This window comes from Allobosea sp. 05T438 (assembly GCF_056396025.1).
Genome location: NZ_JBFTKQ010000002.1, coordinates 110540 through 130501 on the forward strand (window position 1 = coordinate 110540; position 19962 = coordinate 130501).

Annotated in this window: 21 protein-coding genes, 1 tRNA gene and 1 riboswitch; of the genes, 5 read left to right on the forward strand and 17 right to left on the reverse strand. The window is 65.3% G+C overall.

Features of this window, described 5'->3' with window-relative positions; translation table 11 throughout:
• Nucleotides 1-162: 162 nt before the first annotated feature.
• The 7 genes from AC1DIN_RS04315 to AC1DIN_RS04345 are packed head-to-tail and all read right to left on the reverse strand — an operon-like array spanning nucleotide 163 to nucleotide 6812.
• Nucleotides 163-1215 carry an ABC transporter substrate-binding protein gene (locus AC1DIN_RS04315; RefSeq protein ID WP_476808819.1) on the reverse strand — a complete coding sequence of 351 codons (1053 nt, stop codon included), beginning with the start codon at nucleotides 1213-1215 and terminating at the stop codon, nucleotides 163-165.
• Entirely contained in the window at nucleotides 1212-2414 is a 1203-nt protein-coding gene (locus AC1DIN_RS04320; protein WP_476808820.1) for an NAD(P)/FAD-dependent oxidoreductase, read from the reverse strand. The genes AC1DIN_RS04315 and AC1DIN_RS04320 overlap by 4 nt, the downstream gene beginning before the upstream one ends.
• Nucleotides 2411-3799: an FAD/NAD(P)-dependent oxidoreductase gene (locus AC1DIN_RS04325; RefSeq protein ID WP_476808821.1), complete on the reverse strand. Its 1389-nt coding sequence runs from the start codon at nucleotides 3797-3799 to the stop codon at nucleotides 2411-2413. Before AC1DIN_RS04325 ends, AC1DIN_RS04320 begins: the two co-directional genes overlap by 4 nt.
• Entirely contained in the window at nucleotides 3796-4101 is a 306-nt protein-coding gene (locus tag AC1DIN_RS04330) for a (2Fe-2S)-binding protein (protein ID WP_476808822.1), read from the reverse strand. Before AC1DIN_RS04330 ends, AC1DIN_RS04325 begins: the two co-directional genes overlap by 4 nt.
• A gap of 5 nt (nucleotides 4102-4106) precedes the next feature.
• On the reverse strand, nucleotides 4107-4901 hold the full coding sequence (locus AC1DIN_RS04335) for an ABC transporter permease (RefSeq protein WP_476808823.1): 795 nt from the start codon (nucleotides 4899-4901) through the stop codon (nucleotides 4107-4109).
• A gap of 10 nt (nucleotides 4902-4911) precedes the next feature.
• Nucleotides 4912-5766 carry an ABC transporter permease gene (locus AC1DIN_RS04340; RefSeq protein WP_476808824.1) on the reverse strand — a complete coding sequence of 285 codons (855 nt, stop codon included), beginning with the start codon at nucleotides 5764-5766 and terminating at the stop codon, nucleotides 4912-4914.
• Nucleotides 5763-6812, reverse strand: coding sequence for an ABC transporter ATP-binding protein (locus tag AC1DIN_RS04345; RefSeq protein WP_476809367.1), 1050 nt, complete (start codon nucleotides 6810-6812; stop codon nucleotides 5763-5765). Before AC1DIN_RS04345 ends, AC1DIN_RS04340 begins: the two co-directional genes overlap by 4 nt.
• A 171-nt stretch (nucleotides 6813-6983) precedes the next feature.
• On the opposite strand from AC1DIN_RS04345, the gene AC1DIN_RS04350 reads away from it, so the two are divergent.
• Both AC1DIN_RS04350 and AC1DIN_RS04355 read left to right on the forward strand, forming a co-directional pair.
• Nucleotides 6984-7802 (forward strand): IclR family transcriptional regulator, encoded by an 819-nt coding sequence (locus AC1DIN_RS04350; RefSeq protein ID WP_476808825.1) that lies wholly within the window; start codon nucleotides 6984-6986, stop codon nucleotides 7800-7802.
• Between the two features lie 91 nt (nucleotides 7803-7893).
• Nucleotides 7894-8208, forward strand: coding sequence for an Rdx family protein (locus AC1DIN_RS04355; RefSeq protein ID WP_441468442.1), 315 nt, complete (start codon nucleotides 7894-7896; stop codon nucleotides 8206-8208).
• 148 nt (nucleotides 8209-8356) lie between these two features.
• Here the strand turns inward: AC1DIN_RS04355 and AC1DIN_RS04360 are convergent, their stop codons facing one another.
• From AC1DIN_RS04360 to thiO, 4 genes are read right to left on the reverse strand one after another with little or no spacing between them, the layout of a single operon-like run.
• Entirely contained in the window at nucleotides 8357-8974 is a 618-nt protein-coding gene (locus AC1DIN_RS04360; RefSeq protein ID WP_476808826.1) for a thiamine phosphate synthase, read from the reverse strand.
• Between the two features lie 14 nt (nucleotides 8975-8988).
• The gene (locus AC1DIN_RS04365; protein ID WP_476808827.1) at nucleotides 8989-9759 is read right to left on the reverse strand and encodes a thiazole synthase; all 771 of its coding nucleotides are present in this window, start codon (nucleotides 9757-9759) and stop codon (nucleotides 8989-8991) included.
• A 1-nt stretch (nucleotide 9760) separates the two neighbouring features.
• Entirely contained in the window at nucleotides 9761-9958 is a 198-nt protein-coding gene (gene thiS, locus AC1DIN_RS04370; protein WP_441468445.1) for a sulfur carrier protein ThiS, read from the reverse strand.
• A complete protein-coding gene (gene thiO / locus AC1DIN_RS04375) occupies nucleotides 9942-10937 on the reverse strand; it encodes a glycine oxidase ThiO (protein WP_441468954.1) in 996 nt (331 codons plus the stop codon). The genes thiS and thiO overlap by 17 nt, the downstream gene beginning before the upstream one ends.
• A gap of 77 nt (nucleotides 10938-11014) precedes the next feature.
• Nucleotides 11015-11116: riboswitch (TPP riboswitch) on the reverse strand.
• Between the two features lie 197 nt (nucleotides 11117-11313).
• Between thiO and AC1DIN_RS04380 the strand changes: the two genes are divergently transcribed.
• Together AC1DIN_RS04380 and AC1DIN_RS04385 are read left to right on the forward strand one after the other, a co-directional pair.
• A tRNA-Ser gene (locus tag AC1DIN_RS04380) sits at nucleotides 11314-11404 on the forward strand.
• A gap of 1050 nt (nucleotides 11405-12454) precedes the next feature.
• The gene (locus AC1DIN_RS04385; protein WP_476808828.1) at nucleotides 12455-13741 is read left to right on the forward strand and encodes a hypothetical protein; all 1287 of its coding nucleotides are present in this window, start codon (nucleotides 12455-12457) and stop codon (nucleotides 13739-13741) included.
• Between the two features lie 21 nt (nucleotides 13742-13762).
• Here AC1DIN_RS04385 and AC1DIN_RS04390 read toward each other — a convergent pair whose 3' ends face one another.
• The 6 genes from AC1DIN_RS04390 to AC1DIN_RS04415 all read right to left on the reverse strand — a co-directional run bounded on the left by AC1DIN_RS04390 (nucleotide 13763) and on the right by AC1DIN_RS04415 (nucleotide 17423).
• Complete coding sequence (locus AC1DIN_RS04390; protein ID WP_476808829.1) at nucleotides 13763-13888, reverse strand: hypothetical protein; 126 nt, start codon at nucleotides 13886-13888, stop codon at nucleotides 13763-13765.
• Nucleotides 13889-14040: 152 nt separating this feature from the next.
• The gene (locus AC1DIN_RS04395) at nucleotides 14041-14628 is read right to left on the reverse strand and encodes a hypothetical protein (RefSeq protein ID WP_476808830.1); all 588 of its coding nucleotides are present in this window, start codon (nucleotides 14626-14628) and stop codon (nucleotides 14041-14043) included.
• Between the two features lie 16 nt (nucleotides 14629-14644).
• Complete coding sequence (locus AC1DIN_RS04400; RefSeq protein WP_476808831.1) at nucleotides 14645-15379, reverse strand: carboxymuconolactone decarboxylase family protein; 735 nt, start codon at nucleotides 15377-15379, stop codon at nucleotides 14645-14647.
• Between the two features lie 11 nt (nucleotides 15380-15390).
• Entirely contained in the window at nucleotides 15391-15780 is a 390-nt protein-coding gene (locus tag AC1DIN_RS04405; protein WP_476765985.1) for a VOC family protein, read from the reverse strand.
• Between the two features lie 83 nt (nucleotides 15781-15863).
• The gene (locus tag AC1DIN_RS04410; RefSeq protein WP_441468451.1) at nucleotides 15864-17033 is read right to left on the reverse strand and encodes a beta-keto acid cleavage family enzyme; all 1170 of its coding nucleotides are present in this window, start codon (nucleotides 17031-17033) and stop codon (nucleotides 15864-15866) included.
• Between the two features lie 87 nt (nucleotides 17034-17120).
• Nucleotides 17121-17423, reverse strand: coding sequence for a hypothetical protein (locus AC1DIN_RS04415; RefSeq protein WP_476808832.1), 303 nt, complete (start codon nucleotides 17421-17423; stop codon nucleotides 17121-17123).
• A gap of 685 nt (nucleotides 17424-18108) precedes the next feature.
• On the opposite strand from AC1DIN_RS04415, the gene AC1DIN_RS04420 reads away from it, so the two are divergent.
• Nucleotides 18109-19752, forward strand: a complete 1644-nt coding sequence (locus AC1DIN_RS04420) for an MFS transporter (RefSeq protein WP_476808833.1) — start codon at nucleotides 18109-18111, stop codon at nucleotides 19750-19752.
• Nucleotides 19753-19962: the final 210 nt, after the last annotated feature.

Genomic DNA, 19962 nt, shown 5'->3' on the forward strand with positions numbered 1-19962 from the left:
TTCGCTTCGCTCCGCCCGAGAATGACGCTCGCAGGCAGGATGGGAGTTTCTCGATTCTCGTCAGCTATTTGACCGACTCGGCTGAAGCGCCACGCGAATGCCTCAAACGAAAACGGCCGGTCCTCACGGACCGGCCGTTTTCCTATCGGAGGAGCAAGCGGCTCAACGCTCGATCATCTTGTTCCAGCGGCTGTTCCATTCCGGGCGCTTGGCGTTGATCGCGTCCCAATCCAGCACCACCGCCGTCTTCATGTTGTTGTGGAAGGCCTCGAGCTTCTTCTCGGCCTCGGCCGTCTCGGCCTTGGCCTTCGGGTTCGAGGGCACGACGTTGCCCGCAGCCAGGGCCTTCGACTGCGCCTCGGGCGAGAGCAGGTAGGCGGCGAGCTTCTGCGCCAGCTCCGGCTCCGAATTGTTGGCGATGACGCATTGCGCGACCATCAGCACCACCGAGCCTTCCTTCGGCTGGGCGTACTCGACCGGGATGCCCTTCTCCTTGAGCGTGGCGACGGCGGTCGGGGTCAGCGGGAAGATCGCAGCCTCGCCGGTCTGGACCATCTCGGAGATCTTGGCCGAGTTCGGGATGAACTCGAGCACGTTCTTGCCGATGGTGTCGCGGAACTTGCCGAAGCCCGGCTCGACATTGGCCTCGGTGCCACCCTGGATGCGGTTGAACATCAGGAAGGCATGCAGGCCGAAGGACGAGGCCGAGGCCGACTGGAAGACGACCTTGTCCTTGAACTTGGGATCGGCGAGGTCCATCCAGGAGGTCGGCGCCGCCCAGCCCTTCTCGTCGAACATCTTCTTGTTATAGGCGAGGCCGGTCATGCCCATGTCGATGCCGACGGCCATGTCGCCCTTCATGCGGGCGCCCTTGTCAACCTGGGCGATCTCCGGGCTGTCCTTGAGCTTCTCGCAGAGGCCGGCGCCGATGGCGCGGACCATCACGCCGTCGTCGAGGAACATGATGTGCATCTGCGGCTTGTCCTTGGCCGCAGTCGCCTTGGCGAGGATGTCCGAGGACGTGCCGGGCACCACCACGATCTTGACGTTGTTGGCCTTCTCGAACTCCGGGAAGACGGCCTGGGTGAAGGTGCGCTCGAAATTGCCGCCGTTCATGCCGACATAGAGCGTCTTGGTCTGGGCGAAGGCGCTGCCGGCGGCGGTCAGCGCGAGCGCGGCGACGGTGCCGGCCAATGCGGTGCGACGAGTGATCATGAGTGGGCTCCCCTGCTTTGCGGCTCTGACTGCGAACGCGCACCCGAGCCGTGGCTGGTGCGGTCCTGACCCTCCGGCCCGGAAGGCCGGCTGAAACGGGCGATGGAAAACGCTTCGATCGGCGTGGACGTGCGACCGTCGCGGACGAGCTCGGCCAGCACCTCGCCGACGCCGGGCGCGATCTGGAAGCCGGCGCCGGTGAAGCCGAAGGCGTGGATCAGGCCGGGCGTCGTACCGCTGAAGCCGATGACCGGGTTTCGGTCGGGCATGGACGCCTCGGTGCCGGACCAGAAGCGGATCGCCTGGGCATGGCGCAGCGCCGGGAAGACCTCTGCCGTGCGGTTCATGATCGCGAGCGCACCCTCCCCGCGCGGACGCGAGAAATCGGCATTTTCGAGCGGCAGGGCGCGCTCGCCGCCGACGACGCAATTACCGCGCTCGACCTGCCGGGCGTAGATGCCTCCGCCCTCCATGCCGATGTTGACGGTCATCACCGGCGGCAGCGGCTCGGTGACGATCATCGAGGGGTAGATGCGCGAGAGCGGCACAGGCTCGCCGAAATCGGCGGCGAAGCGATCCGCCCAGGCGCCGGCGCTGTTGACGACGATGCTGGCCGTCAGGCTGACGCCCTCTCCAGCCTCCAGCGCGAAGCCCTCGCCGTTGCGCGCGATGCCGGTGACCGGCGTGTTCTCCAGCACATGCGCACCGGCACGCCGAGCGGCGCTGGCGAAGGCGGCCGAGACGAGGCGCGGATTGGCGTGGCCGTCACCGGCGCAGAGAGAGGCGCCGAGGATGCTGCCGTCGATCCATGGAAAGCGCTCGCGCAGCCCGTTATGGCCCATGAGCTCGAGGCCGAGGCCTTGATCGGCGACCTCGGCGGCGTAGGACTCGAGCGCGGCCATATCGGCCTCGCTGCGGGCAAGCTTGAGATGGCCGGAACGCAGAAACTCGCCACCGATGCCGATCAATTCCTTGAGACGCGGCCAGACGGCATGCGCCCGCTGCGACAGCGGCAATTGCTCGCGCGGACGGCCTTGCCGACGCACGCCGCCATAGTTCACGCCGCTGGCCTGCGCGCCGCAGAAGCCCTTGTCGAGCAGTACGACGCTGAAGCCCATATTGCGCAGCGCCAGCGCTGCGGAGGAGCCGACCAGGCCGCCGCCGACGATGGCGACATCGATGTCGAAATGCCGGCTCATTCTGCGGCCTCCGGCCGATCCGCCGTCAGTTGCAAGGCGAGTGGGATCGGCTTCACCGGCGCCTGTGCCCTCGGCCTGCCGACGGCATCGATCGGCTTGCCCGTCGCAGCAGCCAGCACCTCGGCGGAGGCGGCAGCGCACATCCGCCCCTGGCAGCGCCCCATGCCGACGCGGCTCACCGCCTTCAGCCGGTTGATCTCGCTGATATCAAAATGGGCTGAGGCCTCGCGCACCGCCCCGGCCGTGATCTCCTCGCAGCGGCAGAGCATAGTGGCGTCGTCGATCGCCCCCGCCCAGTGGGCCGGGAAGGGAAAGGCGGCTTCGAGCACGTCGCGCAGCCGGCCGATGCGGGCAAGCTCGGCTTCGAGCGCAGAGGCGCGTGCCTTGTCGAAAGCCAGACTGCGATCTTCGAGAAGCGCCAGCGCGGCGCGCTCGCCAGCCCGCTCCGCCGCATCGGCTCCGGCGATGCCGGCGCCGTCGCCGGCAAGATAGACGCCCGGAACGGAGGCACGGCCGGCGGCGTCCCGCATCGGCAGCCAGGCGCGGTCGCGCTCGTTGAAGCGGAAGGCACAGCCGGCGAGATCGGCGAGCTGCGTTTCGGAACGGAGCGCAAGGCCGTAGCCGACGCCGTCGCAGGCAAGACGCCGCTCGCGGCCGCCCTCGCGCCAGGCCACGCCGGAGACCCTGCCATCGCCTTCGATGCGCAGCCCCTCAATGCCGGTGCGGATGGCTATGCCACGCAGACGCAGCTCGGCAACGAAGCGCATTCCCCGCAGCACGATGCCGGGATCGAGCGGCAGGGCCTTGATCAGATTGAGCTTGGCGGAACTGGAAGCGGCGTCCAGCACTGCCGCAACCTCGACGCCCGCCTTCATGTACTGCCAGGCGACGAGATAGAGCAGCGGGCCGGAGCCGGCGAAGACGACGCGGCTGCCGATGGCGCAGCCCTGGGCCTTGAGCGCGATCTGGGAACCGCCGAGCGTGAAGACGCCGGGGAGCGTCCAGCCGGGGACCGGCAGGACGCGGTCGGTCGCACCGGTCGCGAGGACAAGCCCATCGTATTCGGCACGGCGGGTCGCGCCGCCAACTGCGATGTCGGCGCTGCCGTCGCGCAGGTTCCAGAGCAGCGCCTGCGGCCAGTAGTCGATGCGGCCGCCCAGCGCGGCGAAGGCCGCGTGCAGGCGTTCGGCCTTGCCCGCCTCGGACCCATAGAGGTCCTTGGTCGAGCGGCCATCCTGCACAAGGCGCTGGCGATAGATCTGCCCGCCACAGGCCGGCGCCTCATCCACCACCAGCGGGCGCAGGCCGGCAGCGACGAGCGCCTCGGCGGCGCGGATGCCGGCCGGTCCGGCGCCGACGATCAACGGCTGCGGACGCTTGGTCATGCCACCCTCCCGAGCGTCGTCACGATCCGCATGCCGGGGACTAGGGGCGTCGTGCAGGCGCGCAGACGCTCGCCMGTCTCGGTCATGACCCAGCAATCCTGGCAAGCGCCCATCTGGCAGAAGCCGGCGCGCGGCTCACCGGTGAATTCGGTGCGGCGCAGGCTGTCGGTGCGGTTCAGGATTGCACTGAGAAGGGTATCGCCGGTGCGGCCCTCGCAGGGCACGCCATCAAGCGTGAAGGCGATGGCGGGGTGGTCCTTGCGGACGATGCGATGAAGCAGCGGCTTCTGGTTCGAGGACATGGCGGTCACTTCTGGCCGACGAGGATCTTGTCGAGCCCGAAGGCGCGGTCGAGCACCAGCATGGCGCCTGCCGTCAGCGCGATCATGAGGGCCGAGACCGCTGCCATCATCGGATCGATCGACTCCGTCGCGTACATGTACATCCGCACTGGCAGCGTCACCGTCTGCGGCGAGGTGACGAAGATCGACATGGTCAGTTCGTCGAAGCTGTTGATGAAGGCGAGCAGCCAGCCGCCGGTGATGCCGGGCAGGATCATCGGCGCCGTGATGCGGCGAAACACCGTCCAGTGCGAGGCGCCGAGCGTCATCGCCGCCTGCTCGGCGCTGCGGTCCATGCCCGAAAGCGCCGCCATGACCAGGCGCATCACATAGGGCGTGACGACGATGACATGGGTGACGACCAGCCAGGCGAAGGAGCCGGTCGCACCGATCAGCGCAAAGAGGCGCAGGAAGGCGACGCCCAGCACCAGATGCGGGATGATCAGCGGCGAAAGAAATAGCCCGTTCAACGCATCGCGGCCGGGGAAATCGTAGCGGTCGATCGCGAGCGCGGCGGGCACGGCGAGCGCGACGGAAAGCGTCGCGGCCAGCGTCGCCAGCCAGAGGCTGTTGTAGAAGGACGGCACGAAATCGGGGTGGGCGAAGATCGCCCGGAACCAGCGCAGCGAGAAGCTGGTCGTCGGGATGGAGAGCGTGTTCTCGGGCGTGAAGGCGACGAGGCAGACCACGACGAGCGGCGCCAGCACGAAGGCGACGACGAGGCCGTGGAAGAGGAGCGCGACGGGGCCGTTTTTGTGCATGGCGTGCCCCTCAGCCCAGAGCCCGGCGGGCGCGCGTCTCGACGAGACGATTGTAGCCCAGCATGATGATGAGGTTGGCGAGGAGCACGATGATCGCGATCGCGGCGCCCAGCGGCCAGTTCAACTCGGACATGTATTCGTCATAGACCAGCGTCGCCGCCATCTTGAGGCGCCGGCCGCCGAGCAGGCCGGGAATGGCGAAGGCGCTAGCCGAAAGACCGAAGACGATCAGGCTACCGGAGAGCATGCCGAGCGACACTTGCGGCAGCACGATCCGGCGCAGCGCCGTGAAGCGCGAGGCACCGAGGCTCCAGGCTGCCGCCTCGACCATCGGGTCGAGCTTCTGCAGCGCCGTCCAGACCGGGATGACCATGAAAGGCAGCATGACGTGGACGAGCGCGATCACGATCGCAGTCTCGGTGTAGAGCAGCCGGACCGGGCTCAGGCCCAGAGCCTGCAGGGCCTGGTTCAGCAGACCGGCGGAGCCGAGCAGCATGCTCCAGCCGAAGGCGCGGACCACCACCGAGACGAGCAGCGGGCCGATGATCACAAGCAGGAAGACCGAGCGCCAGGGGTCGCCCATGCGGGCCAGCACATAGGCTTCGGGTGCGCCGATCAGAGCGCAGATCAGCGTGGTCAGCGCAGCGAGCCGCAGCGTGCGCCAGAAGATCGTGAGATAATAATCGTCGGATGCGACGGTCAGATAGTGCTTGAGGGTGAAGCTGTTCTGGATGCCGGAGGTGTGATCATAGGCATGGAAGGACAGGATCACCGTCAGGATGAGCGGGAGGACCACGAGCCCGAGGAAAAGCAGCGTCGCCGGCGAGACGAGCAGCCAGGGCGTCAGCGTGCGCTGCCCGCTCATGCCACCGCTCCCGCAGTCGTGACCACGGCGCTGTCCGCCTGCCAGTCGAGGGCGACGCCCTCGCCTTCGCCGGCCGGCTCACCGCCCTGGTTCGGCGCCGAGACCAGGATCATCCCGACCGGCGTCTCGATGTTGAAGAGCCAGTAGCTGCCGAGGAAGAAACGGCTGGCCACGCGTCCGTCGAGCAACCCCTGGCCGGCGGGCTTGAGAAGGATCTTCTCGGGCCGCAGCGTCAGGACGGCCGCAGAACCTTCGGGCAGGCTCGCCGCCTCGCTCGGCAGCGCGACGCCGCCCGCCTCGGCCCGGCCGCCGCGCCAGACGGCCTCGATGCGGTTCATCTTGCCGACGAAGGAGGAGATGAAGGCGGTCGCCGGCCTCTCGTAGAGCCGATAGGGCGCGTCGATCTGGGTCATGCGCCCCTGCTCCATCACCACCACGCGGTCGCTGATCGAGAGCGCCTCGGCCTGGTCGTGCGTGACCATGATCGTGGTGGTGCCGACGCTGCGCTGGATGCGGCGCAGTTCGAACTGCATCTCCTCGCGCAGCTTAGCATCGAGGTTTGAGAGCGGCTCGTCGAGCAGCAGCACCGGTGGCGCGATGACGAGGGCGCGGGCGATGGCGACGCGCTGGCGCTGGCCGCCGGAGAGCTGACGCGGATAGCGCTCGGCAAAAGGCGCGAGATGGACGAGGCCGAGGATCTCCTTCACACGCCGGTCGCGCTCGGCCCTGGCGACCTTGCGCATCTCCAGGCCGAAGGCGACGTTCTCAGCCACCGTCATATGCGGAAAGAGCGCATAGCTCTGAAACACGATGCCGAGGCCGCGGCGGCTGGGCTTCTCGCGGGTGATGTCGCGCCCATCGAGGGTAATGGTGCCCTTGGTCGGCTCGACCAGCCCCGCGATCATCTGCAGTGTCGTCGTCTTGCCGCAGCCGGAGGGGCCGAGCAGCGAGACGAACTCACCCTTGGCGACGCTGAGATCGACATCCCTGACGGCGGTGAAGTCGCCGAAGACCTTGCTCAGCGATTGCAGCGTCAGGAAGCCCATGAACACCTCGATCGGCAGGCTTTCCGGTGGCCGGAAAAGCCGGACTGCGATGGCGCAAGCAAAGGGAGACGACACAAATTCGTCAATCTTCAATTCCGCATTAGAGAATTTTTGTTGACATAATTTCTCTATGCAGAATTTTAATCGCCATCTGACGTTTGATTTTCTCGCATGCAACCTGTCGACGAACCCGTCTCCTCGCTTCGCCGCGCGCTTGGGCTATTGCGCATCCTCTCGGAGGGCGATGGTGGTGGCATGCGGCTGAAGGACATCGCCGAGACTGCCGGCTGCGGCCAGCCCACCGCACATCGCGCGCTGCGCGACCTGATGGCCGAAGGCTTCGTCGAGCAGGCAGCCGGCGGCAAGCGCTACCGGCTGGCGCTCGACTTCTTCGTCATCGCGGCCCGCGCCGGGCAGGCAGGCGGCCTGCGCGAGCTGGCCCGCCCCGCCCTGCTGCGGCTCTCCGCGACGCTCAGCGACACGATCTTCCTGCTGGTCCGCAACGGCTATGACGCCGTCTGCCTCGACAGGATCGAGGGGCCCTTCCCGATCCGCTCCTTCACCGGCGATATCGGCGGCAAGGTGCCGCTGGGCATCGGCCAGGGCAGCCTCGCCATGCTGGCCCATCTGCCGGAGGACGAGCGTGAGGCGGTGATCCGCTTCAACATGCCCCGCCTGCTCGACCGCGGCTTCCTCGACGAAGCCGCGCTGCGCAGCGCTATGGCGACGGCGCGTGAGCAGGGCTGGGTCAACCTCAATACCGGGCTCATCGCAGGGATGGCCGGTGTCGCCGTGCCGGTCTTCGATGCGCGGGGCCGCGTGGTCGCGGCGCTCAGCGTCGGCACGCTGGCCGAGCGGCTGCGCGAGGACCGGCTGCCCAACGTCATCGCCATGCTGCGCAGCGAGGCGGAAGCTCTKGGCGCCAAGCTCAACCCCTTCGATGTCGCGCTGCGCTATCCCTCGCGCAGCCTGAGCACCATGGCGGGCTGACAAAGCGCAGCCGCCATGCCGCTTTCAGGCTTGCATCGCGGCACCGGAAGCGGGATGTCGAGGCGAACATCCCTTTCAACGGTGGCCGATCATGACCGAAACCAAGCCCGCTCCCCGTATCGCCATCACCTATTGCTCGATGTGCAACTGGATGCTGCGCTCGGCCTGGCTCGGCCAGGAGCTGCTCTCGACCTTCGGGCAGGATCTCGGTGAGGTCGCGCTGATCCCGCGCACCGGCGGCATCTTCCAGATTACCTATGACGGCGAGCTGATCTGGGACCGCAAGACCGATGGCGGCTTCCCGGATTCCAAGGTGCTGAAGCAGCGCGTGCGCGACCGGCTCGACCCCGAGCGCAGCCTCGGCCATGTCGACGGCCATACGATGCCGGCGGAAGCCGAGAGCTGAAGCTCTCCCTTCACCATCGACATGATCGGTGGTCATCCCGGGCGCAGCGAACCGGAGACCCGGGATCCATGCCGGAACGCCTCCGGCACAGGTTCAGGCATGGATCCCGGATCAGCGCGGCTTTGCCGCTTGTCCGGGATGACAGCGTTCAGGACCCGGGCGACAGGCGCTCACGCGTCGCCGCGACCCAGGCCTTCAGCCTCCCCTCAGGATCGGCGTTCAGCGTGATGTCGGTCACCGCCGCGACGATGTCGGCACCGGCCTCGAAGACGCCAGGCGCCCGCTCCAGCGAGATGCCGCCGATGCCGACCAGCGGCAGGTCGCCGATACGGCGCTTCCACTCGCCGAGCCGCTCCAGCCCCTGCGGCCCGAAGCGCATCTGCTTCAGGATCGTCGGATAGACCGGACCGAGCGCGACATAGTCCGGCTCCGTCGCCAGCGCCCGCTCCAGCTCGGCTTCGTCATGGCTGCTGACGCCGAGCTTGAGCCCCGCCTTGCGGATCGCGCCGAGATCGGCGTCGTCGAGATCCTCCTGGCCGAGATGGATGAAATCGCAGCCCTCGGCGATGGCGAGCTTCCAGTAGTCGTTGACGACGAGCACACAGCCGGCCGCCGCGCAGAGCGTCCTCGCCCGGGCGATTTCGCGTGCGACCTCGGCCTCGGGGCGGTCCTTGACGCGCAACTGGACCAGCTTGACGCCGAGCGGCAGCATCCGCTCCAGCCAATCGGCGCTGTCGAAGATGGGGTAGAACGGATCGAGCTTCATGCGGGACGAGTCTTTCAGGCCAGGAAGGCTTTGCCCATGACGGGGGTGGAGGGAGCGGCCATGTCGCGCGCCTCGATCGGCTGCGCGGCGAAGGCCTGGCGGCCGGCGCGGATGGCGAGCGCGAAGGCCTCCGCCATCGCCGCGGGGTCGCCCGCCTTGGCGACGGCGGTGTTGAGCAGGATGCCGTCATAGCCCATCTCCATCGCCTGTGCGGCATGTGAAGGCAGGCCGATACCGGCATCGACGACGAGCGGAATGTCAGGGAAATGCTGACGCATGCTGCGCAGGCCATAGGGGTTGTTGAGCCCCCTGCCCGACCCGATCGGTGCGCCCCAGGGCATCAGCACCTCGCAGCCGGCATCGAGCAGCCGCCCGCCGATGACGAGATCCTCCGTGGTGTAGGGAAAGACCTTGAAGCCGTCATCGGCGAGGATGCGGGCGGCCTCGACCAACGCGATCACATCCGGCTGCAGCGTGTCGTCCTCGCCGATCACCTCGAGCTTGATCCAGTCGGTGCCGAAGACCTCGCGCGCCATCTGTGCGGTGGTCACCGCTTCCTTGACGGTGTGACAGCCCGCCGTGTTCGGCAGAACCTTGACGCCGAGCTCGCGGATCAGCGCCCAGAACGCCTGCCCGGCGCCGCCGGCCGATTCCCGCCGCAGCGAGACGGTGACGACCTCGGCGCCCGAGCGCTTCACCGCCTCGGCCAGGATCGCGGGAGACGGATACTGCGCTGTACCGAGGAAAAGCGGATTCTGCGGCTCGAAACCATAGAAGGACGCCATCTCAGCCTCCCTGCATCGGCGCGACGACCTCGATGCGGTCGCCATCGTTCAAAGGCATCTCGGCCCGCTTGCGCGCCGGCACGAACTCGCCGTTCACCGCCGTCGCGACGATGCGGCCGCCATAGCCGAGCTCGGCCAGCGCCTCCGCCAGCGTCTTCGCGGCGATTTCCTGCGGCGCGCCGTTAAGCAGCAAGGTCATGCAGCATCTCCGGTCTGGATTGCGGATTGGACACGGCTTCCGCCGCCATCCACGCCATCGCGGGGCTGAGCAGGAAACCGTGGCGGTAGAGTCCGTTGACGTGGATCACCCGCCCGCGGCGTGTCAGCCGCGGCAGGTTGTCGGGAAAGGCCGGGCGGGCATCGGTACCGATCTCGACCACCTCCGCCTCGCCGAAGGCTGGATGCAGCGCATAGGCCGCGCCGAGCAGCTCCAGCATGGCGCGGGCCGAGATGCGGCTGCGCTCCCCGCTCTCGATCATCGTCGCACCGACCATGAAGAGCCCGTCGGCACGCGGCACGATGTAAAGCGGGATACGCGGGTGCAGCAGACGAACCGGCCGCGACAGGCTGATATCGTCGCTCCGGAGCAGCAGCATCTCACCCTTGACGCCGCGCAGTTCCGGCAGGACATCGCGCGCAGCCAGCCCGCGGCAGTCGAGGACGATATCGGCATCGAGATCGGCCGGTTCGACCGCACTGTCGAAATGGATGACGGCGCCGTTCGCGACCAGCCGCTCGCCCAGAGCGGCGATCGCCTGTCGGGGATCGAGATGCGCCTCCCCAGAGAAGAACAGACCGCGCGAGAATCGCCCGGCGAGATCGGTCTCCAGCCCGGCGATGGCCTCGCCGTCGATATCCTCGAAATGGCTGGTTCGCTGGCCGAAGCGGCGCAGCTCCGACCGATCCCGGCTTGGCGCGACGACGAGCGTGCCCTTGCGGACGACGCCGCCGGCATGACGCTCCCACCAGTCGGCTGCCTGCTGCCCTAGCCGGATCACCGGCTCCTCGGCGCTCTCGCCCTCGCACCAGGGCGCGAGCATGCCGCCAGCATACCAGGAGCAGGCCTCGGCCCCGACGCGCGGGCCGCGTTCATGCACGGTGACGTCAGCGCCGCGCGCCAGCAGTTCGGTGGCGCAGGCGAGACCGACGACGCCGGCGCCGACCACCGCGACTGTCAGGCCTGACTGAGGACGTGCTGCCGTCATGCTTTCCCTGCTCCCGGGAAGGCAGCGGCCTGAGGCGCGAGCAACTTGTCTGCGAGCCGAAGACCGTTCCCTTCGCCGGCATTACCCGGATCAGGTGCGATGGGTTGGCGCAAGCCACGCCTCTCAGCCTTTCGGCACCCCAACGGACAACAGCAATTTAGTGGCAGCGCCGCCGGGGAGCAAGCCAGGCCGGCGCAGGGCTCCGTTGCGGCGGCCTCTTACCTCTCGAGCACTCCCTTCACACGGGAGTGGTCGAGCGCCGCGTTCGCGCGAATGCACAGGTCGTACGAAGGAAGTTATCGGCGAGGCTTGTCAAAGGCCTCTGCAATCAGGCATAGAGCCTCTCGCCGGAGACGTGGCCGAGAGGCTGAAGGCACTCGTTTGCTAAATGAGCATACCCCACAAGGGTATCGAGGGTTCGAATCCCTCCGTCTCCGCCACTTCTATCTGCACTAAGCAGATGATTTAATTGAGAAATCGGGGACCGGAAGTTGCGGATACCCAAACACTCCCTCTCGCTCGCAAGTCACCTGGGTGGCGCGAGGTGCGATCATTCATTGAGCAATGCGCTCCGGTTCGCGCCATAAGCAGACTCTGGCTGCCGCCCCGAGCCAGACATTCACAGGTTTGCCTTCGTGGTCTGGTGGCGCCCCAAGTGAGACATTCGCCACGAGGCGCCTGACAAGCGGGGTCGGCCGCTTGCCGACGTCTGAGATGTCTGCTTAAGGGCGTTTCACTTCGGCAACGTCCCGCTTCCGGGCCTGGCCAATCATACCAAAGGCGGTTGAATTCCAGACCGCATTGGCGAAGCAGAAGTAGATCTGTTGCCGCAGTGGGCGAGCGTCGGCGAGCTGCGGATTGCTTCGACCAGCGGCTGTCGCCGGAGATGCAGCGTCGTGACCCGCGCCTTTGGCGCGAACGTCGATCGACTTGTATGTCCGGCCGAAAATCCCATACTAGGCTATAATATTTAGTATTCGAGCGCGTGTCCTCGCGGGAGGAGTATCATGCGAGCGCGGAGTATCCTGGGTTCCTCACCGGTTGCTTCGGCCGCAGACACACCGTGCGAAACGGGGGCCGCCGGCATTCCCCAAGCTGAAAGCGTCAGGGCTCAGCTTGGTCGCATCCTGAAAAGCCCGGATTTCGATGCGACGGAGCGGTCGCGGAAATTTCTGGACTATGTTGTCGAGGAGGCTATCGCGGGCCGCGCCGACCGCATTAAGGCGTATGCGATCGCGGTCGAGGTCTTCGGGCGGGATGCCTTGTTCGACGCGCACTCCGACCCGGTCGTCCGCATTGAGGCTGGGCATCTTCGGCGCGCGTTGAAACTCTTCTATGTCACCGCCGGGGTTTCGGATGAGATCGTCATATCGATCCCGAAAGGCAGCTATGTCCCCAAATTCGACGTGCGGCCATCGTCGACGAGCCCCGTCCCGGTGGTCAGGCGGGGTCGTTTGCCGCGCGCGCTCCCCGTCGGGATCGCTTGCCTGGTGGCACTTGCAACCCTGTCCTGGCTGGCGGTGAACCGGGCCAGCATTGATCGCCTGGAGGCTCCGGCCCTGCCCCGATTGCTGGTGAGACCTTTCGACGACCTGACTAATGCGGGTAACTCCCAAGCTATCGCGCGCGGCTTGACGCAAGAGGTCATCGAGCAGATCGCCAAGTTCAAGGACATCGTGACGGTGGTAGGCGACCCGCGCGATTATGCCGGCGCGTCCTCGGCCCGGTCCTCGGCCTCCGATCCGCGCTATGTCCTCGCGGGCGACATCAACGTCACCGACAACGAGTTCCGGCTTCGCGCCCGTGTCCTCAACCGTGTCGATAACTCGGTGATCTGGGCAAACAGCTACACCGGCGATCTGCAGGCCTCGAAGCTCATCGCAACCGTGACCGACATCGCCCGGCAGGTCGCAACACCGCTCGGGCAGCCCTATGGGGTGATCTATCTGGCCGACGCATCCCAGCGGCCTCAGAACGCGCCGGACGATTGGCAGGCCTATGCCTGCACGCTGACCTACTACGCCTATCGCGCCAGCCTCGACGGCAAAAAGCATCCATCGGTCCGCAAATGCCTTGAAGATGCGGTGCGGCGCTTTCCGAACTATGCGACGGCCTGGGCGCTTCTCTCGCAAGCCTATGTCGACGAAATCCGCTTTCGCTACCCGATCGACCCGTCGTCGTCTCCGGCTTCGATCGACAGGGCGCTCGAAGCCGCGCGCCGTGCCGTGGAACTCGATCCGGAAAACATTCGCGCCCTCCAGGCCCAGATGTTCGCCTTGTATTTCCACGGCGAAGTCGAGGCCGCCCTGAAGATCGGCGAGCAGGCCCTTGGCCTCAACCCCAACGATACAGAGCTTGTCGGCGAGTACGGCTACCGCCTCTCGCTGGCCGGTAACTGGGCACGCGGCTGCGCGCTCATGAACGAAGCTCGAAAGCGAAATCCCGGGCCGCTTGCCTACTACGAGTCGGGCCTCGCACTCTGCAGCTATTTCAAGGGAGGCTTGCGGGAGGCCGCGATGTGGATCACCAAGACGCCTGCGCCGGAGAACCCCAATTATCATATGATCGCTGCTGCGATCTACGGCGAGGCGGGTCAAACCACCGAGGCCGCGCGCGAACGGACGTGGATGGAGGTCCATGCGCCTCGGCTCATCGCCAACCTTCGATCAGAGGTGGCGCTGCGGGTCGTCCGGCGGGAGGACATCGATCGTTTCATGCAGTCCTTGAGCAAGGCCGGCATCGCGCCGCCCGGCGAGGACCGGCCGAAATCCAACTAGCCGAAGCAAGCGCCCAGAAGTTCAGCGGCCCGACACCGCTCCTCCCAAGACGAGGCGCGCGGGATAGATCCTGTGTTGCAGCGGATACAGCAGGACGCCGACGGGGATCGCGGTGGTTTCCAGCCCGAAGATCGCGCCCTTCGCCATGGTAAAGCAACCGGCTGGCAACAGCCCGATCGGTACGGACGCCAAACCCCGCTGGCTCGACGCGCGCCATGGCACGGGGCGAACCGAATCCACCTTCGTCGGACCAGGAATGTGAGCAGGGATGTCAGTCCGGAAAACGGCCACCAGCAACACTAAGAATCGGCTGAGTCCCGAACCACCGTCTTGAACAGCATCGCTTCGATTCGGCCTTGACCGAGCACGCGATTGAAGTTCCGGAATGCGAAGAACGGGATGAGAGCGAAGAACAGGATCACGGCGACACACAGGACGCCGGCCATTCCTCCTCCGCCAATCGCCGGAACGCTGGTGATGGCGGATTCGCCCTTGAACAGGCCAATGATGATCTCTTCAAGAACGTGGAAGGCTACGAACAAAATCGAGAACAGGAAGGAGTCATGCAGGATCGGATAGATCAGAGGCCACCGATCGAGCCATCTGCTTAAATTGAGATCCTCCAGGACAAGCATGACTTTCGCGAGGATGAACGCGTTGAATACTGCAAAGCCCTGTGACGCAAAACTGATTTCGTGTTCGCGGAGAATGATCCGCTCGTTCAGCACGAAGAGTCCGAACAATATCCATAGGTACAGGAACAGTACGACGAACCGTCTTGCCTCGTCGAGGACGCGCGCCCGCAGTTTGTGTGCCCGGTCTTTCGGCGCGGTCGTGGCATCTGCGATGTCGGCGACATCTCGCTCCCCGGGGTCAGCTTCTGTCATCGCCTGCATCCCCGCTTCAGCTGCTCGAACGATTCGCCATTTCCTCGGCCAGTATCGGAATCGCGAGGTTGCAGGCCTGCACGCCCTGGGCTGTGCATAGCTTCAGAACCTCCATGATTTCCTCGGCCGTTGCTCCCAGCGCCAAGGCCGCCTTGATGTGCCGACGCGTGCCCGGCGCATACATGTGCGTGAACGATGCATCGAAGGCGATGCTGAGAAGCTCCATCTCCTTCGAACTGAAAATCCCGCTGCCGTAGATTCCGGCGCCCGTCGCCATGAACTCGTCGGTCCATCGTGGATCGAGCTCAAAAAAGGGATTCCAGGCTTCGTTCCACTGGCCGATGTTCTTCATCCTGTCGCATGCGGGCGTCGCGACCGGAGGCCGTTCCGCCGAATGCTTGCCCGACGCCTTCATTTCATCGAGCAGAATCGGGGCGCCCAGGCTGCAGGAGTGAATCGACATCACGGTCGCCATCTTGATGACCGTCAGGAGTTCGTCACGCGTGGCGCCCGCGTCGAGGGCGGCGCTGATGTGACGGCGGGTGCCCTCCCTATCGAGATTTGTGCAGGCCGCATTGATCCCGACGGCAATCAACTCGACGAACCTGCGTGGAAGAACCGCGCCGCCCCAGGCATTTGTACTCATCGCCTGACAAGCATGCGCCCAGCGAGGATCCCATGTCTCGAGTTGTTTGAGGGCGTCGCTCTCCCACGGCCCGAGCGAGCCGTCGTCTTGCCGATGCCTTTCCATTTGAACATCCTTCAATCGGGTTCCGGCATCGGGAAGGCCTTGGCATCGGGCTGCCAGACCGCGAACATGTTTCCCGACGGATCGGCGAGAACGGCGACCCATGCCGTTCGCGGTACTGCGGTCTTAGGCCTCACGACTTTTGCCCCCATTTGCTCGGCGAGGGCCAGCGAATCGTCGATCGACTCGACATTCACGAACTGCAGCCAGCCCTTCGGGTCGGCTTTCGGCTGGTAGGTGAGCCCGCCTCCCACGCTGTCGATGTCGGCCGGGTCCAAATGGATGCGCCAATAGTCCAGGCCTTCGACCTGTTCCATTCGCCAACCGAAGAGTGCGCCGTAGAACTTGGAGAGCTTCTCCGGCTCGTCGCCGTAGATTTCAAAGTGGGTTATCTGGCCAGTCACGCATTCCGCTCCTGCGCTCGTTTTGGAACGAGTGGCCCGCGCCGAAGCGCAGGCCCCCGTATAGGTGCATGGACAGCAGGCGGTTACGCCGTCGCGATCTTCAGTTGCGCCTGCGCGGCCCGGACGGGCGCTGGCGCGATCATGCAAGCGGCGATCGGATGCGAGTCGCCGCCGAGGACAGCCGGCTTGATCTTTCCGTCGGTCGGCCAGGTCAGAAAGCCCGGGTTGAACTCGGTGGGATTGGGCGGCATGTCGTTGTTTCGCAGCGTCTCTTCAACGCTATTGTACCAAGTGCCGACCTTCATGATCTTGCGCGCCTCTTCGGCCGTCGCAACCTTACGGCCGAACTCCTTGCACAGGCGCACCACGCCCTGAACTTGCTCCACCGTGGTCTTGCGGGTGCGATCGGCGCCCCAGAGATTGTCCTCGTTACCGACCCGGACATGCTGGCCGAGCACCATGGACATCGCCGAGATCGAGATCAGTCCGCGCATGCTCGACCAGAAGGTATTGACAGAACCCTGCGGCAAGCGTTGCAGGAAGTGCATCAGATCGAACGGATTTCGGCCCAACGTTCCACCGCCGTACGCGCACAGCGCCATGTTCAGCGGCCCCATATAGATGCCCGCGCGGATCAACCGCTCGATGAGCTCCCACTGGTGGACATGAGCGGGGACAAAGTAAGGCTGGATGCCATTCTTCCGAAGGCGCTTGAGGTGTTCGACGTAAAATTCTGGGGTTGAATCCACTACCATGCCGGCCCAGGCCGCCAGCACTTTGGGATCGTCCATATGCGTCCCTTTGATGTCGTCCTTGGAGAACATCGACGCGATGTCCCAGAGCGTGGTGCCGGTCGACACCGTCACATACTCCGGCTTCGGGTCTAACTCCGTGAGCATATGGCGGGTGTCGTAGTCGAGCCACTTCGCCTTGGCGTCGGCCGTGTGCGGTGCGAACGAGATCGAGCCGCCGACCTGGATGATCATATCCGGCACGGCTTCCTTCACCCGCTTCAGCAGGTAGTTATAGTCGTCGAAGTTCGTCGACCCCAAGCCGGTGGCCGGGTTGCGAACGTGGAAGTGCAGCATAGTGGCGCCGGCTTCGTAGCAGTCGACGGCGGCCTGGACCTGCTCGTCCCAGGTCAGGGGGATGTCGCTCGCGTCGCCCGGCAGCCACGCAGGCCCATAGGGCGCCGCCGTGATGATCAGCGGCGCCATGTTCTCGGGCAGTATCGAGTTGTCGGTATAGTACATGCCTGCTCTCCCTCGGTTTAACTCTCCGTGCCCCTCGCGGCCCCGAAACTCGCGCGGGATCGGCCCGATCCCATCGGAATCCTATGCTCAGGAGTGAGTTTTCGGCCGGTTGACCCGACCGATCGGGATGACGTTGGCGGTCCTGAGGGCCCTGCCGATTTCGGCCGAGAGCCTCTCGATCTGGGCGACCCATTCCGCCGTTCTTTCACCGCGAATTTCCGCCGGCATCATCTGGGCCGCGCGCAGTGCCAGCTCCGCCTCGACAAGCTCCTCGCACATGTCGCAAAAGTCCTCACTCCGCGCCGCGAGCTGCTCGATAGCCCGGCGCTCCGTCGGGAACCGCTGCAGCACGGCTGACTTGCCCGCCTTCCTGTCTTCTTCGTTGGACATCGACGCCGATCCTGTCATCGCGTCGTTCTTGCTTCGAGGCGGACCATAGACAGGTCAGTCTGGAATCTGCGTAACCTACGCAGAAGACACGGGGGTCACACCGCCGGGACAGTCTGAGCGAGGGGCTCTAACTCACCCGAGACGATCGGTAAAAATCCGGCAATTGCGAAAGGCGTTGCTGATTGGCTCAGGAATACCTCCAAGCCCGCGCCAAACGGTCTGCGGCCAGGACGACGTGAGCGCGCGACGCCCCGCGCCGCTCACTCAGCTGACATGACGACGTGGGGAGTCTAGACCGCGACCAAGTTTGCCCGTCAACGGACAGCGCAAATCGTATTTTGCCTACGCGACGGATGTTGGCGGTGGAGCACCGCCGCGAGTCACTCCGGAAAGATCGCGCTCAATGGAGCTATGACCCAGTTCGTTTTCGGTCGAGATGCGGCGGCTCTGTCGAGGTCCGGTTGCGGGCAGAGGGTTGGAGTTCGCTCGTGGCGCGAGGCTGGCAAGATTGTCTTACCCGAGACGTCTGCCGCGGGGCGCCTTTAAGCTTTCTCAACCTCCGCTTTCCGGTAATGAGCCGGAGACGGAAATGACGCTTCCCAAACAGAGGTCGTGACATAAGAATTCAGCGTCACGCTCGGAATTAACCGGCGCCCCATCAACAGACGTCGGAAATAAGCCGGTTATGGATGTGCGAAAGCCCGCGGCAGGAACTGGGCCGTTTGCGCCGCTCAACAATGTCACTTTCCGGGCGATCTGGCTTGCCGGGCTGATCTCGGGATTGGGATGGCTGATCCAGACCATCGCCATGAGTTGGCTGATGGCGACCATCACACCGTCCAGCGTGATGGTCGCACTGGTTCAGGCCGCGACAAACCTGCCCGCATTCATCCTATCGATTTTTGCCGGCGCCATCGTCGACAATTTCAATCGCCGCAGAGTGATGCTGATCGCGCGCTCCCTCATGGCCCTGACCGCCGCCACACTGACGGTCCTCGTGGCGGTCGGATTGATCAATCCCTGGATCATCCTGTTCTTCAGCTTTCTCGCGGGATGCTGCATCGCCTTCAACGACCCGGCCTGGCAGGCATCAGTAGGCGATATCGTCGATCGAAAGGACCTTGCCGCGGCGGTGACGCTGACATCGGTCGGGTTCAACACCGTGCGCAGCGTGGGGCCGGCGCTCGGCGGCATCATTCTCGCGACCTTCGGCCCCCTGACCGCCTTTTGCCTGTACACCCTCGGCCATTTCGCGCCGCTGGTCGTGGTCTGGCGGTCCAAATGGAAGGTGCCGGTATCGAGACTGCCGCCCGAAGCGATGCTGACAGCGATCACCGACGGCATTCGCTTCACGTCGCTGTCGTCCGAGATCAAGACGGCGCTCGCGCGCGGATTTCTGTTCGGGCTCGCGGGCATCGCAATCCTCGCCCTTCTTCCACTGGTGGTTCGCGATCAGCTGAAACAGGGGGCGGTTGCCTATGGGGTTCTCATGGCCGGCTTTGGCGCCGGGGCGCTGCTGGCGGGCCTGACCTCAACGACGCTCAGGCGAAAACTGTCAGACGAACAGATGTTGAAGTTGGCTTGCGTCGCCTGCGCGACCTGCACGATCAGCCTTTCGCTGACGCAAACCGCGGCCGTCGCCGCCATTGCGCTCATGCTCGGGGGGGCCGGGTGGGTTTTGGGATGGTCGGGCCTGAGCATCAGCGTTCAATGGGCGAGCCCGCGCTGGGTCGTCGGTCGGACGATTTCGCTCTACTACGCTCTCACCTCATGCGGGCTCGCAGTCGGGAGCTGGCTCTGGGGGATGGTGACTGAGAGCTATTCCCTAAGCCTCGCCTTGCAGGCCTCGACGGCGGCCTCTCTTGGCGTTGCCATCCTCGGTTTGATTCTGCCCATCCATCAACGCAAGGACGCTGATGTTTCGACGCCCGATCACTTCGAGGCGCCCGTGATCAGCCTAGACCTGAAGCCGCGCAGCGGGCCGATCGCGATCAAGATCGAATATCGGATCGCCGCCGATCAGGTAGAGCCCTTTCTCGCGTTGATGCTGCAGCGCCGCCGGGCCCAAGGTCGCAACGGGGCACGGCGGTGGATCCTGACGCGCAACCTGCACGACACCGCCGTGTGGACTGAGACGTTCCGCACGCCCACCTGGAACGATTATCTGCGCTTCAACTTCCGCCAAACCGCCACCGACAGAGCATTGAATGCGAGCTTGATCGATCTGCACATCGGGCATGAGGCGCCGGAAGTGACACTCTCGATCGAGCGGCCCACCGCCACGCCGCGAAAGGCCGGTGTTTTCCCGCCTGACACATACCACAGCTGAACATCGCGCTTTTGCCCGCAATCGGTCAGTTCAGCCGTGCCACTGTCTGGATCCGAATTTCCGCTTTCCAAGTCGGCGCAAAGGTCCGCTTCTGGCACGGTCCCGCCCGACCGCATCGCCAAGTCCGACGCTGAACGCCACCCTTGCAGGCGCGCAAAAGGCAAGCGCCCGGCCAACTCAGTCTGGTACGATAAGCGATTGCACCCAGGG